This window comes from Kribbella sp. NPDC049584 (assembly GCF_040675555.1).
Taxonomy (GTDB): domain Bacteria; phylum Actinomycetota; class Actinomycetes; order Propionibacteriales; family Kribbellaceae; genus Kribbella.
Genome location: NZ_JBFAPF010000010.1, coordinates 21039 through 36148, shown reverse-complemented (window position 1 = coordinate 36148; position 15110 = coordinate 21039). Strand labels below are relative to the sequence as shown.

Genomic DNA, 15110 nt, shown 5'->3' with positions numbered 1-15110 from the left:
CGCCCCTTCAGCCAACCCGGCCGAAGGGGTTTTTTGTTGCACGGGCGACTATCTGAGACCCAGTAGAGCCGGGACAACAGCCACAAGCGAGGATGGATCGGTCGCGAACAGTCAAATCGTGACAGGACAGGAAGGCTCTCTCATGAGTGAGCAGCTGACCGGGGCACAGGCTCTGATCCGCGCACTGGAACATGCCGGAGTGGACACCGTCTTCGGCATCCCGGGCGGCGCGATCCTCCCGGCGTACGACCCGATGCTCGACTCGACCCAGATCCGCCACATCCTGGTACGTCACGAGCAGGGCGCCGGCCACGCCGCCCAGGGGTACGCCGCCGCGTCGGGCAAGACCGGCGTGTGCATGGCGACCTCGGGCCCGGGCGCGACCAACCTGGTGACGCCGATCGCCGACGCGTACATGGACTCGGTGCCGATGGTCGCGATCACCGGTCAGGTGGCCGGTGCCGCGATCGGTACGGACGCCTTCCAGGAGGCGGACATCCGCGGCATCACGATGCCGATCACCAAGCACAACTTCCTGGTGACCGACCCGAGCGAGATCGCCACCACGATCGCGGAGGCGTTCCACATCGCCTCCACCGGCCGGCCCGGCCCGGTGCTGGTCGACGTGACCAAGGACGCGATGCAGACCCAGGGCGTCGACTTCCAGTGGCCGACCGAGCTCGCGCTGCCCGGCTACCGGCCGGTGACCCGCCCGCACCCCAAGCAGGTGCGTGAGGCGGCCCGCCTGATCGCCGCGGCCGAGAAGCCGGTGCTGTACGTCGGCGGCGGCGTGATCCGCGCCCGGGCCAGCGCCGAGCTGAAGGAGCTCGCCGAGCTGCTCGGTATCCCCGTGGTCACCACGCTGATGGCCCGCGGCGCGCTGCCGGACTCGCACGAGCTGCACTTCGGGATGCCCGGTATGCACGGCTCGGTGTCCGCGGTCGGCGCGCTGCAGCGCTCCGATCTGCTGATCACGCTGGGCGCCCGGTTCGACGACCGGGTGACCGGCAAGCTCGACTCGTTCGCACCCGAGGCGAAGGTCATCCACGCCGACATCGACCCGGCCGAGATCGGCAAGAACCGCGCCGCCGACGTGCCGATCGTGGGTGACTGCAAGGAGGTCATCACCGACCTGATCGCGGCGCTGCGGACCGACATCGCGAGCTCCGGCCGCACCCCGTCGTACGACGCCTGGCGCGGCCAGCTGGAAGCGGTCCGGGCGAAGTACCCGGTGGCGTACGACGAGCCCGAGGACGGCACGCTGTCCCCGCAGTACGTGATCGAGCGGATCGGCCAGATCGCCGGACCGGACGCCGTGTACACCGCGGGCGTCGGCCAGCACCAGATGTGGTCCGCGCACTACCTGCCGTTCGAGAAGCCCGGCCACTGGCTGAACTCCGGCGGCCTCGGCACGATGGGGTACGCCGTGCCGGCCGCGATGGGCGCCAAGGTCGCGCGCCCGGACAAGACCGTCTGGGCGATCGACGGCGACGGCTGCTTCCAGATGACCAACCAGGAGCTCGTCACCTGCGCGCTGGAGGGCATCCCGATCAAGGTTGCCGTGATCAACAACCAGTCGCTGGGCATGGTCCGCCAATGGCAGACGCTGTTCTACGACAAGCGGTACTCCAACACCGACCTGCACTCGGCCCGGATCCCGGACTTCGCCAAGCTGGCCGAGGCGATGGGCGGCGTCGGGCTGCGCTGCTCCGACAAGGACTCCGTCGACGCCACCATCGACAAGGCGATGTCGGTGACCGACCAGCCGGTCGTCGTGGACTTCGTCGTACACCGCGACGCGATGGTCTGGCCGATGGTCGCCGCCGGCACCAGCAACGACGACATCCAGATCGCCCGCGACATGGCCCCGAAGTGGGACGGCGAGGAGCTGTAGATGAGTAAGCACACATTGTCGATCCTGGTCGAGAACAAGCACGGTGTGCTGGCCCGGGTCGCGGCACTGATCTCGCGGCGGGGCTTCAACATCGACTCGCTCGCGGTCGGTCCGACCGAGCACCCCGAGGTGTCCCGGATGACCATCGCGGTCAGCGTGGACGAGCAGCCCCTGGAGCAGATCACCAAGCAGCTGAACAAGCTGGTGAACGTGATCAAGATCGTCGAGCTCGAGCCCAGCCAGACGGTTCAGCGCGAACTGCTGCTGGTCAAGGTCAAGGCGGACACCCTGACCCGCGGACAGGTGCTGGAGACCGTCCAGCTGTTCCGTGCGAAGGTGGTGGACGTGGCACCGGACGCGATCACGATCGAGGCGACCGGCAATCCCGAGAAACTCGAAGCCATGCTCCGGGTGCTGGAACCCTTCGGCGTCCGCGAGCTGGTGCAGTCCGGCATGGTGGCGATCGGCCGGGGCAGCCGCTCCATCTCCGACCGCACGCTGCGGCCGGTCCCGGTGCCTCCGCCGCACGTCCAGTCGGGTCCTCCGACCGTGCAGGCGCGACCCGCCGAACGTTCTCACCACGCGAACCACCCGGTGCCGGGCCCGCCGCCAGGCCGAGCCGCCGCCGTACCGAATCAACACTGAACGCGTTCAACGCCCCACCTGGGGAGTATGGCCCGCAAGGCCAGAACTCAATGGAATGGAGAAGTGCCGCAAGTGGCAGCTGAAATGTTCTACGACGACAACGCCGACCTGTCGGTGATCCAGGGCCGCCACGTGGCCGTCCTCGGCTACGGCTCCCAGGGCCACGCCCACGCGCTCTCGCTGCGTGACTCCGGCGTCGACGTCCGGGTCGGTCTGCCGGAGGGCTCGAAGAGCCGGGCCAAGGCCGAGGCCCAGGGCCTGCGCGTGCTCAGCCCGGCCGAGGCGGTCGAGGAGGCCGACGTCATCGTCGTACTCGCGCCCGACCCGGCCCAGCGCAAGCTCTACAAGGAGGCCATCGAGCCGAACCTGGTCGACGGCGACGCGCTCGTGTTCGGTCACGGCTTCAACATCCGGTTCGGCTACATCAAGCCACCCGCCGGCGTTGATGTCTTCATGGTCGCCCCGAAGGGCCCGGGACACCTGGTCCGCCGCGAGTACTCCGAGGGCCGCGGCGTACCCGTGCTGGTAGCGGTCGAGCAGGATGCGACCGGCAAGGCGTGGGACCTGGCGCTCTCGTACGCCAAGGGCATCGGCGGTCTGCGGGCCGGCGGTATCAAGACCACCTTCACCGAGGAGACCGAGACCGACCTGTTCGGTGAGCAGGCCGTCCTCTGCGGTGGTGTGTCGGCGCTGATCCAGAACGGCTTCGAGGTGCTGACCGAGGCCGGCTACCAGCCCGAGGTCGCGTACTTCGAGTGCCTGCACGAGCTCAAGCTGATCGTCGACCTGATCTACGAAGGCGGTATCGCCAAGCAGCGCTGGTCGGTCTCCGACACCGCCGAGTACGGCGACTATGTGTCCGGCCCGCGGATCATCGACGCGTCGGTGAAGCAGCGGATGAAGGAGGTCCTCGGCGACATCACCGACGGCACCTTCGCGGCCCGCTTCATCGCCGACCAGGACGCCGGCGCGCCGGAGTTCGCCGAGTTCCGCAAGCAGAGCGAGTCGCACCCGATCGAGGCCGTCGGCAAGGAACTGCGCGGCCTGATGGCGTGGGTCAAGTCCCACGACGACGACTACGTCGAGGGCACGTCCGCCCGCTGACCCCTCCGGGCCCAGGACAGGTTTCGGGGCCTTGAACACCTTCTCGGGGCCTTGGACAGGTTATTTCCTGTCCAGGGCCCCGCGTTCATGTCCGCGGTCCCGCCGACTGACGCCGGTATTTGACACAATGTGTGACGGTGGTGGTCCGGGTAGGTGATTGCGGGGAGGTGACCGGCGGTGGAGGACGGCAGGAACGGGCTGCCGCGGCCGCCTCGGCGGATCCCCCCGAACGCCGGTTCGCTGACCCAGCTGGAGGTTCCGAGCCGGCTCACCGCACCGCAACCGCCGGCCCGGCGGCCGTGGATCTTCGGCCGGATCCTGGCCGGTCTCGTCGTCGTGCTGGTGATTGCCGCGGGCGGCGCCGGTGCGGGCTGGTTCGTCCACGAGCGGCGCCTGGGCATCAACACCGACGAAGTGCTGAAGTCGGTCGGGCTGGCGGTGGTCCGGGTGCTTGCGACGACCTGCGGCTCGACCGGCGAGGCATCCGGCGTACTGATCGACAACGGCCGGGTCCTGACCGCGGCGTCGGCGGTCGCCAACCCGAGGTCGATCGTGATCGTGACGCAGGACGGCCGGATCCGGCGGGCCAATCTGCTCGGCACGAGCGCTGACGGTGTCGCCGTACTGCAGTCGATCGGGCAGACCGGTACGCCGATGCAGGTCGCCGCGGCCGACCCCGACCCGAAGGCGCAGCGGGCCCTGATCGGTTACACCGCGGCGGGTAAGCAGACGATCAACGAGGTCGGCTCGACGGCCGACCCGCGAGCCTTGAGCGAGGTCGTGAACACCGCCAAGCTAGGCGGTCCGGTCGTCGACAAGTCCGGCGACCTGATCGGGCTCGTCACCGGCGCAACGGTCCAGGCGAGCGCGATCGTCCCGCTCGAGAACCTCCGGGGGTACGTCGATGTGTCGCCCTCGGGCCTCGACGTCGCGACAGCCGGGACCTGCCCGCAGTCGCGCGGTCCGCAGGCCGCCGTCGTCCCGGCGTTGCAGGTCGCCGCGACGCCGCTGAACGTCGAGGTCCGGCGGTTGTTCGGCAACTACGTCACGCTGGAGAACCAGCAGGACTTCCGTGCGCTGCAGTCGCTGTACTCGGCGCGGTTCGCCAAGGGCATGACCGAGGAGCGGGACCTGTACAACCACAAGACGTCGTACTTCTTCAACCCGAAGATCACCGACGTGGCACCGGACGGCTCGTACGCCCGGATGTCGTACGACATCCTGTTCGCGCCGACCGCAACCGGCGCGGGCGGCCAGAACTGCAACCACCTCGACGTGCGCTTCCAGCTGGTCCGGGTGAACGGCAACTTGCTGATCGATCGCACCGTTCCGATGACGACGCCGGTCAGCTGCGACAGTGACTGACCGTCATCCGGGCCCGCGAACCGGGCCGGGACCGGACGCGGTACCATCGAGTCAGCGGGCACAGCGCGGTGCTCTGTTCATCATGAGCCCCTACCGCTTCTGCAGGAGATTCCTCCATGTCTTCACCGACTGACGTAACCCGGCCCGTCGTCCTGATCGCCGAAGAGCTCAGCCCGGCCACCGTCGAGGCGCTCGGCCCCGACTTCGAGATCCGTCACGCGAACGGCGCCGACCGCGCCGAGCTGATCCCGGCCATCGCCGACGTCGACGCGATCCTGATCCGCAGCGCCACCAAGGTGGACGCCGAGGCGCTCGCCGCCGCGAAGAAGCTCAAGGTCGTCGCCCGTGCCGGCGTCGGCCTCGACAACGTGGACGTGAAGGCCGCCACCCAGGCGGGTGTGATGGTCGTGAACGCGCCGACTTCCAACATCACCAGCGCCGCCGAGCTCGCCGTCGCCCTGCTGCTCGCCTCCGCGCGGCGAGTGCCGGCGGCGAACGAGTCGCTCAAGAAGGGCGAGTGGAAGCGCAGCAAGTACTCCGGCGTCGAGCTGTTCGAGAAGACCGTCGGCATCGTCGGCCTCGGCAAGATCGGCGTCCTGGTCGCGCAGCGGCTCGCCGCCTTCGGCATGAACGTGATCGCCTACGACCCGTACGTGCAGGCCGGCCGGGCCGCGCAGATGGGCGTCCGGCTCGCCACCCTGGACGAGCTGCTGGCGACCAGTGACTTCATCTCGGTGCACCTGCCGAAGACCCCGGAGACCATCGGCCTGATCGGCGACGAGCAGCTGCACAAGGTCAAGCCCGAGGTCATCATCGTGAACGCGGCCCGCGGCGGAATCGTCGACGAGCAGGCGCTGTACAGCGCGCTCAAGGAGGGTCGCGTCGCCGGCGCCGGCCTGGACGTGTTCGCATCCGAGCCATGCACGGACTCGCCGCTGTTCGAGTTCGAGAACGTCGTCGTCACCCCGCACCTCGGCGCGTCCACCGACGAGGCGCAGGAGAAGGCCGGTATCGCGGTCGCGAAGTCGGTCCGCCTCGCACTGTCCGGCGAGCTGGTCCCGGACGCGGTCAACGTCCAGGGCGGGGTGATCGCCGAGGACGTCCGCCCGGGAATCGGGCTGACCGAGAAGCTCGGCCGGATCTTCACCGCGCTGGCCGGTGGCGTCGCGCAGCAGCTCGACGTCGAGGTGCGCGGCGAGATCACGCAGTACGACGTGAAGGTGCTCGAGCTGGCCGCGCTGAAGGGTGTCTTCGCGGATGTCGTCGAGGACAACGTCTCGTACGTGAACGCGCCGCTGCTGGCGGCCGAGCGGGGCCTCGAGGTCCGGCTCGTCACCGACCACGACAGCCCCGAGCACCGCAACCTGATCACGCTGCGCGGCACGCTGGCCGACGGTGTGCAGGTCTCGGTGTCCGGCACGCTGGTCGGCGTACGGCAGTCGGAGCGGCTGGTCGAGATCGACGGGTACGACGTCGAGATCGAGCTCGCCGCGCACCTGGCGTTCCTCACTTACGAGGACCGTCCGGGCGCGGTCGGCCAGATCGGCCGCATCCTCGGCGACGCCGACGTGAACATCGCCGGCATGCAGGTCAGCCGCGACCGCAAGGGCGGCAAGGCCCTGGTCGCGCTGTCGGTCGACTCGAAGATCGCCCCGAACGTCCTCGACGACATCGCCGCCGCGGTCCAGGCCGACACGGCCCGCACTGTGGACCTCGAGGCGTGATTTACACGAACGACTGATTTACTGGAGGCGGCCAGCCGCCCGCAGGCGCATGGCGGCCGGCAAGGGCCCGGGCTCAATAGCCCGGGCCCGCTTCAGTTCCTAGTGCCTGGTGGCCAGCAGTACGGCGGCGTCCGGCGCGACCATCACCTCGACGGTCGTGAAGCGCTTGTCCATCAGCCATTCCTGGCGGAGCGTGTCGACGCGGCCCTCGTACATCGGCGGCCAGACAGCCGACGGCGTGAAGTCGTCCAGTACGACGAAGCCGCCGGGCTCGACCACGTCCGCGATGATGTCGCGCGCCGACAGTTTCGCCTCGCGCGCGTCCACGAACAGCAGTGCGAACGGGCCGCGCTCGATCAGCGCGGTCCAGTCGGCCGAGACGACCTCGATCCGCTCGTCGGCGGCGAACAGCTCCGCGACCGCCTGCGCCAGCTGCGGATCGCTCTCCGCGGTGACGATGTTCGTCGACTCCCCGGCGCCGCTGCGCAGCCAGGCCGAGCCGACCCCGCAGCCGGTCCCGAGCTCACCGAGCAGGCCGGTCTTGGACGCGGCGAGCGCGGCGAGCAGCCGGCCGGTCTCGTTCCGCGTCGAGCTGACGAATCCGCGCCGGCCGGACAGGCTGAGGGCCGCCGACACCAGCGGCGGCAGTTCTGGAGGAGCGCTCACCGGCTGAGAGTTGCACAGGTCCGGGCCAGGACCAGCACCGGGATCTCATATACCGGGACATGCTGCCCGCATAGTGGTGAAATAGTCGGACGTGCGAGTAAATTCGTGCGCATCCTGCCGCCCACGACATATTTGGGAGCAGCAGCATGTACGACATGTATCCAGCCAACTGGCCCGCGATCGACGCCCGGGAGCGGAAGGCGGCCCGCCGTCGCCGTACCGCCCGCCCGGCCAGTGACGAGGTCAAGGCTGTCCAAGAGGCCATGAACCGCCGTGACAATGGGGGAGAACCCAAGAAGTGAGCGAGAACAAGAACTTCACGCTGGCCGTCGTCCCGGGTGACGGGATCGGACCCGAGGTCACCACCGAGGCCCTCAAGGTCCTCGACGCGGTAGCCGCGCAGCACGGCGTGACGTTCGAGCGGACCGAGTACGACCTCGGCGCGAAGCGCTGGCACGCCACCGGTGAGACACTGCCGGACGCCGAGCTGGAGGAGATTCGCAAGCACGACGCGATCCTGCTCGGCGCGGTCGGCGACCCGAGCGTCCCGTCCGGCGTACTCGAGCGTGGTCTGCTGCTCAAGCTCCGCTTCACTCTCGACCACTACGTCAACCTGCGGCCCTCGAAGATCTACCCGTCCGTCGGCTCGCCGCTGGCAGCCCCGGGCGAGGTCGACTTCGTCGTCGTCCGCGAGGGCACCGAGGGCCCGTACGTCGGCAACGGCGGCGCGCTCCGGGTCGGCACTCCGGCCGAGATCGCCACCGAGGTGTCGGTCAACACGGCGTACGGCGTCGAGCGGGTCGTCCGCGATGCATTCGCCCGGGCGATGGCGCGCCCGCGCAAGAAGCTCACGCTCGTACACAAGAACAACGTGCTCGTGCACGCCGGTCACCTGTGGAAGCGGACCGTTGACAAGGTCGCCGAGGAGTTTCCGGAGATCACCGTCGACTACCTGCACGTGGACGCGGCGATGATCTTCCTGGTCACCGACCCGGCGCGGTTCGACGTGATCGTCACCGACAACCTGTTCGGCGACATCATCACCGACCTGGCGGCCGCGATCAGCGGCGGGATCGGGCTGGCGGCGAGCGGCAACATCAACCCGGACCGGACCGCGCCGAGCATGTTCGAGCCGGTGCACGGCTCCGCGCCGGACATCGCCGGCCAGCAGAAGGCCGACCCGACCGCGGCCATCCTCTCGGCATCGCTGCTGTGCGAGCACCTCGGCCTGACCGAGGCGGCCCGCGCGATCGAGGCAGCCGTCGAGGCCGATATCGAGGAGCGCACGGGCGCCGCCCGCAGTACGGCGGAGATCGGTGACGCGATCGCGAAGCGCGCGGCGGGCTGAGATGGCCGATGCTCGCATGACCACTTGGTCGAGAGGTACGGTGCGGCTATGAGCGCCCTAGAGTTCACCGTTGAGCCGAACACCCACTTGGCCGGCGACGACCAGCGCGCCCAGATCCTGGCGAACCCGGGATTCGGGCAGTACTTCTCCGACCACATGGCGATCGCCACCTGGACGGCCGAGAAGGGCTGGCACGACGCGCGGATCACCGCCTTCGGACCGCTGGAGCTGTCTCCGGCGACCGCGGTGTTCCACTACGCCCAGACCATCTTCGAAGGGATGAAGGCCTACCGGCATCCCGACGACTCGATCCACCTGTTCCGACCCGAGGCCAACGCGGCCCGGTTCCAGCGGTCCGCGCAGCGCCTCGCGCTGCCCGAGCTGCCGACCGAGGTCTTCCTCGACTCGCTGCACAAGCTGGTCGAGCTCGACAAGGCCTGGGTGCCGGGCGGCGGCGAGACCTCGCTGTACCTGCGCCCGTTCATGTTCGGCTCCGACCCGTTCCTCGGCGTACGTCCGTCGAGCCAGGTGACGTACTGCCTGATCGCGTCACCGGCCGGCTCGTACTTCGCGAAGGGCGTCAAGCCGGTCCGGATCTGGCTGAGCGAGGAGTACACCCGCGCGGCCCCCGGCGGCACCGGCGCGGCGAAGACCGGCGGCAACTACGCCTCCTCGCTGCTCGCCCAGGCCGAGGCGATCGAGGAGGGCTGCGACCAGGTCGCGTTCCTCGACGCGGTCGAGAAGAAGTGGGTCGAGGAGCTCGGCGGGATGAATCTGTACTTCGTCCTCGACGACAACTCGGTGGTCACGCCGGAGCTGTCCGGCACGATCCTCGAGGGTGTCACCCGGGACTCGATCCTGAAGCTGGTCACCGACCTCGGCTACACCGTCACCGAGCGCAAGGTCTCGATCGACGAGTGGCGCGAAGGCGCGGCTTCCGGCAAGGTGCGCGAGGTCTTCGCGTGCGGCACGGCCGCGGTCGTGACCCCGGTCGCCTCGCTGAAGTGGAAGGGCGGCGAGACCCAGATCGGCGACGGCAACGGCGGCCCGGTCACCGCAGCCGTCCGCAGCGCCCTCCTCGACGTCCAGTACGGCCGCGCAGCAGACCCGCACGGCTGGATGACCCGCATCTGCTGAATCGCAGTCGATCAGTGGCCCGGCGCACCTGCCGGGCCACTGCTGTTTCATAGGAATGTTTCATAGGAAGTTCTCAGTCTGGTGCGTGGACCGTTGGTCGCTGCCGGCCGGCCGGGTTCGGTAGGGTCGGGCGCCATGAGCGGGTTTCCGGATGAGGTCGAGGGCTACTACGTCGAGCTGGCCGAGCGCCGGGGATGGTCGGAGGAGACCTCGGCGGCGATCCGGGCGACGGTCGAGCTGATCCGGGATCTGGATCGCGGTACGGCGCCGCGAACGTACGGCGCGGTGGTCGACGACCACGGGACCGACTGGCTGTACGAGGCGGTCTGGCACGAGCGGGAGTGGGTCGTGATCCGGCAGCTCGGGTCCGGCGAGGACGGCGAGGTCACCCGGTACTGGTGGCAGCGGCTCGAGGACGACGAGGGCATGCTCACCGACCAGGCGCTCGACCGCGAGGAGTGGGGATTGCGGCCGTTGTCGCGCGAAGACTTCTATACAGCGTGGGACGATCCGGGTTGGTCCCTGACGGCATGAGCTGTCGGCCTGAACTCCAGTACCCGTCGGAGTACTGAATGTTCGTGATGCGAGACAGTCACGTCATCGTTCGGACATTGTGTGGCAGACTGCAAAACGTCATGAAGAACTACCAGGGCATTATTACGTAGGCGCGCTCAGCAAGCTGTACCTGAGCGCGCAGACCTCTCGCACCTTGCGGGGGGTTTTTTGTTTGCCCAAAGGATCCACCGCAACCTCCCTTCCGGAAGGCCGACCCCCATGAGCATCTCGGATGATTTCCACGTCTACGACACGACTCTTCGCGATGGCGCGCAGCAGGAAGGGCTGGCGCTGTCCGTGGCCGACAAGATCGTGATCGCGCAGTACCTGGACGAGCTGGGGGTCGGCTTCATCGAGGGCGGGTGGCCGGGTGCGGTGCCCAAGGACACCGAGTTCTTCGAGCGCGCCAAGACCGAGCTGCACCTGAAGAACGCGACGTTCGCGGCCTTCGGCGCGACCCGCAAGCCCGAGACCGTTGCCGCCGACGACCCGCAGGTCGCCGCGCTGCGCGAATCCGGCGCGGGCGTCGTCACACTCGTTGCCAAGAGCCACGATGCGCACGTCGAGCGTGCCCTGCGGACGACGCTCGACGAGAACCTGCGGATGGTCGCCGACACCGTGAAGCATCTGCGCGAGCACGGTCAGCGGGTCTTCCTCGACACCGAGCATTTCTTCGACGGGTATCGCGCGAACCGCGCGTATGCGCTGGAGGTAGTACGCGTAGCCGTTGATGCCGGGGCCGACGTGGTCGCGCTGTGCGACACGAACGGCGGGACCTTGCCGCGGGAGCTGCAGGACGTCGTACGGGATGTCCTTGATTCCACCGGCGCCCGGCTCGGCATCCACTGTCACAACGACGCCGGCTGCGCGGTGGCGAACTCGATCGCCGCCGTCGAGGCCGGCGTCACGCACGTCCAGGGCACGATCAACGGGTACGGCGAACGCACCGGCAACGCCGACCTGCTGGCGATCGTCGCCAACCTCGAACTGAAGCGTGGGCACGAACTGCTCCCGCCGGGGAACCTGGCCGAGTCGTTCCGGATCGCCCACGCGATCGCCGAAGTCACGAACGTGCCGCCGTCGACCCGGCAGCCGTACGTGGGCCTGTCCGCGTTCGCCCACAAGGCGGGCCTGCATGCCAGCGCGATCAAGGTGGACCCGGATCTCTACCAGCACACGGATCCGGCGCTGGTCGGCAACGACATGCGGATGCTGGTGTCGGAGATGGCCGGCCGGGCGAGCGTCGAGCTGAAGGGCCGCGAGCTCGGGTTCGACCTCGGCGGTAACAAGGCTGACCGCGACGTGGTCAGCCGGGTGACCGAGCGGGTGAAGGAGATGGAGTCGCGCGGGTACACGTTCGAGGCCGCGGACGCGTCGTTCTCGCTGCTGCTGACCGAGGAGGTCACCGGGAAGCGGGCGTCGTTCTTCGACGTCGAGTCGTGGCGGGTGATCACCGAGTCGCGTGCCGACGGCGAGGCGGTGTCCGAGTCGACGGTGAAGCTGGTCGCGGGCGGCGAGCGGGAGATCGTCACGGGGGAGGGCAACGGTCCGGTCAACGCGCTGGATCACGCGCTGCGGACGGCGATCGAGCGCGCGTACCCGGTGGTGAACAAGTTCGAGCTCGTCGACTACAAGGTCCGCATCCTCGACTCGGGCCACGGCACGGACGCCGTTATCAGAGTCCTGATCGAGACTGCGGACGGCGAGGGCTCGTGGGTGACGGTCGGCGTCGGGCACAACATCGTCGAGGCGTCGTGGGAGGCGCTCGTCGACGGTGTCACTTTCGGTCTGCTGCGCCACAAGGAGGTCGCGCGATGAGCCTGCTCGCGGTCGAGCGAACCATGACGGTCTTCACCGCCGAGGTCGTCGAGACGGGCGGCCTGCTCGCGCGGATCGCCGTACTGCTGAATCCGTACGACGTCCGTGAGCTCGAGCTGTCGCTGGACCGGGGCGAGCTGCGAATCGTTGTGGAGGGCAATGGTTTCGACGCCGGCCGGGTCGCCGCCCGGCTCGAGAAGGTCATCGGTGTACTCGAGGTAGCGGTCAGCTGACCTGGATGCCCGCCAGGTAGACGGCTTCGATCGTGAGGTCGGGCGAGAGCAGGACCAGGTCGGCGACGTTGCCGATGGCAAGCGCTCCGCGGTCGTGCCAGCCGTAGTGGCGGGCTGCGTTGCTCGCCACCAGCTGGGCGGCTTGGGAGACTGGTATGTCGAGGACGCGTACGGCGGTGGCCAGCGCGTCCGCGAGGAAGTGGACCGAGCCGGCGAGCGTCTCGGTGCCGCGCAGGGTGGCGACACCGTCGCGGACCTGGACGTGGCGGTCGGCGAACGAGTACTCGCCGTCACCGAGTCCGGTCGCCGCCATTGCGTCGGTGACGAGGACGGTGCGGTCGGGACCGGCGGTACGGGTCGCCACGGTGAGCGCCTCCGGGGACAGGTGGATGCCGTCGGCAATCAGTTCGCAGGCGACGCGATCGTCGGTCAGCGCGGCGCCGACGGGCCCGGGTCGGCGGTGGGTCATCGCGGGCATCGCGTTGAACAGATGGGTCGCCGTCCGCGCACCGGCGTCGAACGCACGGCGCGTCCAGGTCCCGTCGTCATCGGTATGGCCGACGGCGAACGTGATCTCGTCCCGGTGGCGCTCGATGAGTTCGATCGCACCGGGAAGTTCCGGTGCGATCGTCATCGCCATCGCGCGCCCGCCGGCCGCGCCGATCAACTCGTCGAACACCTTCTCGTCGGGTGCGAGCAGCGCATCTGCCGTCTGCGCCCCACGCCGCCGGTGCGACAGGAACGGGCCCTCGAAGTGAATCCCACGGATGTTCGGCGCGGCCGCTTCCGTGATCGCCTCCGCAGCCCGAACCATCCGATCCAGCCGCATAGTCGCCACCGACGCAACCAAGCTGGTCGTCCCCTGCATCAAATGACTACGAGCAGCCCGAAGCACATCCTCCGACTCACCCGAGTACAACGCCGCCCCACCCCCGCCGTGACAATGCGTATCAACAAACCCCGGCAACAACCACCTCCCCCCAACATCAACCACCACCGAACCATCCACTGCTCGCCCCGGACCGTCAGCTGTTCCCGGGCCTAGGGCCACGATTCGGCCCTCCTCGACCTGCAGCCAACCGTGGACCGGCTCCGGCGTGCAGAGATGTGCGTTCAGGAAGGTGATCACTGTGCGAGTAGCCGGCAGGCGGCTGCCTGCGAGCAGACTCGGGCGCTGCCGAAGGTTTGGATCCAGCCGGCGAAGCCTGTGTAGTCGACGCCGGGGACGCCCATGTCGACGACGATCATGTCCGGGTGCTGGGTCTGCAGTTCGCCGATCAGCTTCTCCTGCCAGTCGAACCGATGAGCGCCGCGAACCAGCAGGATCACCTGACTGTCGGCGCCGTACTCCGAGCGGAACTCACCAACACCAGCCCGCGCCATCCCCGGCCCGTTGTACGTTTCCCCCGACAGCCCGATGCTCTCGACAACCTTCCCGGCGTCGCGCAGCAACTGCTCCACGCCCCAACCCGAAGATCCAGCAGCGGGGGAGTGCGTCGGCTCGAGCCGAATGATCAGGACGGCGTCGCTCCGCACCCGCGGATCTCCGTGCGTCACGACAACCTTCTCGGCCAGCAGAGAGCCCAGCTCGTTGTCCCGCTCCGCCATGTCCGCCTTCGGTCGCGTCCCGAGTCGAGCAAGCCGCTCGTTCGCACTCTCCAACCGTTCCAACGGCAACCGCCCGCTTTCAACAGCCTCCACCAACGCAGCCGCCGCGACATCCACGTCATCCAGGAACGCCCACGATCCCAGACACAGGGCATCGGCCCCAGCCACGATCGCTCGTACGGCGGCTTCCGGCAGCGGCGCCACATCCGCGATCCCGTACATCTCGAGCGCGTCGGTGATCACCACTCCGTCGTACCCGAGCTCCCCACGCAGGATGTCCGTCAACAGCACCTTGCTGATCGTCGCGGGTACGTCGTCCACCTGCGGCACCAGGTCGTGCGACACCATGATGCTGTCGACCCCGGCCTCGATCGCCGCCCGGAACGGATCGAGGTAGCTCGCCAGCAACTCCTCCCCCGAAACGTCGACCAGCGGCGTCGCGAGATGCGCATCGGTCCCGCTCATCCCGTGTCCCGGGTAGTGCTTCGCACACGCACTCACCCCGGCTGCCTGCAGCCCCGACACCCAAGCGGCCGTATGCCGGCTGACAAGTGAGCGATCGGACCCGAAGCAGCGAATCCCGTTCGGGCTCAGCGGATTGACCGCCGTATCGACCGCCGGGGCCAGATCCCAGTCGACACCGGCCTCGACCAGCGAAAGCCCGATCTGATACGCCGCCTGGCGGGTCAGCTCAACGTCGTCCAGCTCACCCAAGGCACGGTTGCCGGGCATCGAGAAACCACCGAGATCCGCCAGCCGACTGACATCGCCACCCTCCTCGTCGATCGACAGCAGCACATGGTCGCGCAGGCCGTGCAGCTGTGCCGCAAGATCCTGGAACTGCGGACCGTCGACGATGTCCCGGCCGAAGATCACGAACCCGCCGAGGCCGGCCTCGATCCGCGTCGGCACCCAGTTCGGCACCGTCGGCCGACCGAGCGCGGGGAACAGCACACCGTGGGCGAGCCGGTTCAGCTCTGTTGTCATAACAGCCTCCATATGAGTCAGCGGAG

Annotated in this window: 13 protein-coding genes and 1 pseudogene; 11 read left to right on the top strand and 3 right to left on the bottom strand. The window is 68.6% G+C overall.

What is annotated here, in order from left to right:
• The first annotated feature begins 52 nt into the window (after positions 1-52).
• From AB0J62_RS29405 to serA, 5 genes and pseudogenes are all read left to right on the top strand, one after another.
• Positions 53-1894 carry an acetolactate synthase large subunit gene (locus AB0J62_RS29405; protein WP_363878388.1) on the top strand — a complete coding sequence of 614 codons (1842 nt, stop codon included), beginning with the start codon at positions 53-55 and terminating at the stop codon, positions 1892-1894.
• Positions 1895-2398, top strand: a pseudogene (gene ilvN / locus AB0J62_RS29400) (acetolactate synthase small subunit); the annotation flags it as partial.
• 225 nt (positions 2399-2623) lie between these two features.
• Positions 2624-3643: a ketol-acid reductoisomerase gene (gene ilvC / locus AB0J62_RS29395; protein WP_134111716.1), complete on the top strand. Its 1020-nt coding sequence runs from the start codon at positions 2624-2626 to the stop codon at positions 3641-3643.
• Positions 3644-3820: 177 nt separating this feature from the next.
• Positions 3821-5008 carry a serine protease gene (locus AB0J62_RS29390; protein ID WP_363877816.1) on the top strand — a complete coding sequence of 396 codons (1188 nt, stop codon included), beginning with the start codon at positions 3821-3823 and terminating at the stop codon, positions 5006-5008.
• Positions 5009-5124: 116 nt separating this feature from the next.
• On the top strand, positions 5125-6732 hold the full coding sequence (gene serA / locus AB0J62_RS29385; protein WP_363877814.1) for a phosphoglycerate dehydrogenase: 1608 nt from the start codon (positions 5125-5127) through the stop codon (positions 6730-6732).
• Positions 6733-6831: 99 nt separating this feature from the next.
• Here the strand turns inward: serA and AB0J62_RS29380 are convergent, their stop codons facing one another.
• Positions 6832-7398 (bottom strand): class I SAM-dependent methyltransferase, encoded by a 567-nt coding sequence (locus AB0J62_RS29380; RefSeq protein WP_363877812.1) that lies wholly within the window; start codon positions 7396-7398, stop codon positions 6832-6834.
• 146 nt (positions 7399-7544) lie between these two features.
• Here AB0J62_RS29380 and AB0J62_RS29375 point away from each other — a divergent pair, with 146 nt between their 5' ends.
• The 6 genes from AB0J62_RS29375 to AB0J62_RS29350 all read left to right on the top strand — a co-directional run bounded on the left by AB0J62_RS29375 (position 7545) and on the right by AB0J62_RS29350 (position 12489).
• The gene (locus AB0J62_RS29375; protein ID WP_198682109.1) at positions 7545-7700 is read left to right on the top strand and encodes a hypothetical protein; all 156 of its coding nucleotides are present in this window, start codon (positions 7545-7547) and stop codon (positions 7698-7700) included.
• On the top strand, positions 7697-8746 hold the full coding sequence (locus AB0J62_RS29370) for a 3-isopropylmalate dehydrogenase (protein WP_363877809.1): 1050 nt from the start codon (positions 7697-7699) through the stop codon (positions 8744-8746). Before AB0J62_RS29375 ends, AB0J62_RS29370 begins: the two co-directional genes overlap by 4 nt.
• Positions 8747-8794: 48 nt before the next feature.
• Positions 8795-9883 (top strand): branched-chain amino acid aminotransferase, encoded by a 1089-nt coding sequence (locus tag AB0J62_RS29365; protein ID WP_363877807.1) that lies wholly within the window; start codon positions 8795-8797, stop codon positions 9881-9883.
• Between the two features lie 135 nt (positions 9884-10018).
• The gene (locus AB0J62_RS29360) at positions 10019-10417 is read left to right on the top strand and encodes a hypothetical protein (protein WP_134111481.1); all 399 of its coding nucleotides are present in this window, start codon (positions 10019-10021) and stop codon (positions 10415-10417) included.
• Positions 10418-10657: 240 nt separating this feature from the next.
• On the top strand, positions 10658-12256 hold the full coding sequence (gene cimA / locus AB0J62_RS29355) for a citramalate synthase (protein WP_363877804.1): 1599 nt from the start codon (positions 10658-10660) through the stop codon (positions 12254-12256).
• The gene (locus AB0J62_RS29350) at positions 12253-12489 is read left to right on the top strand and encodes a hypothetical protein (protein ID WP_363877802.1); all 237 of its coding nucleotides are present in this window, start codon (positions 12253-12255) and stop codon (positions 12487-12489) included. The genes cimA and AB0J62_RS29350 overlap by 4 nt, the downstream gene beginning before the upstream one ends.
• Here AB0J62_RS29350 and nagA read toward each other — a convergent pair.
• Positions 12482-13483: an N-acetylglucosamine-6-phosphate deacetylase gene (gene nagA, locus AB0J62_RS29345; RefSeq protein WP_363877800.1), complete on the bottom strand. Its 1002-nt coding sequence runs from the start codon at positions 13481-13483 to the stop codon at positions 12482-12484. The two genes, AB0J62_RS29350 and nagA, sit on opposite strands and share 8 nt — an antisense overlap.
• A 131-nt stretch (positions 13484-13614) precedes the next feature.
• Entirely contained in the window at positions 13615-15084 is a 1470-nt protein-coding gene (locus AB0J62_RS29340) for a glycoside hydrolase family 3 N-terminal domain-containing protein (RefSeq protein ID WP_363877798.1), read from the bottom strand.
• Positions 15085-15110 lie beyond the last annotated feature (26 nt).

Bases quoted from the DNA above. Each gene is read 5' to 3' on its own strand.
- ilvC (WP_134111716.1), top strand. From the start codon at position 2,624: ATGTTCTACGACGACAACGCCGACCTGTCGGTGATCCAGGGCCGCCAC.
- serA (WP_363877814.1), top strand. From the start codon at position 5,125: ATGTCTTCACCGACTGACGTAACCCGGCCCGTCGTCCTGATCGCCGAA.
- AB0J62_RS29375 (WP_198682109.1), top strand. From the start codon at position 7,545: ATGTACGACATGTATCCAGCCAACTGGCCCGCGATCGACGCCCGGGAG.
- AB0J62_RS29365 (WP_363877807.1), top strand. From the start codon at position 8,795: ATGAGCGCCCTAGAGTTCACCGTTGAGCCGAACACCCACTTGGCCGGC.
- AB0J62_RS29360 (WP_134111481.1), top strand. From the start codon at position 10,019: ATGAGCGGGTTTCCGGATGAGGTCGAGGGCTACTACGTCGAGCTGGCC.
- cimA (WP_363877804.1), top strand. From the start codon at position 10,658: ATGAGCATCTCGGATGATTTCCACGTCTACGACACGACTCTTCGCGAT.
- AB0J62_RS29350 (WP_363877802.1), top strand. From the start codon at position 12,253: ATGAGCCTGCTCGCGGTCGAGCGAACCATGACGGTCTTCACCGCCGAG.
- AB0J62_RS29340 (WP_363877798.1), bottom strand. From the start codon at position 15,084: ATGACAACAGAGCTGAACCGGCTCGCCCACGGTGTGCTGTTCCCCGCG.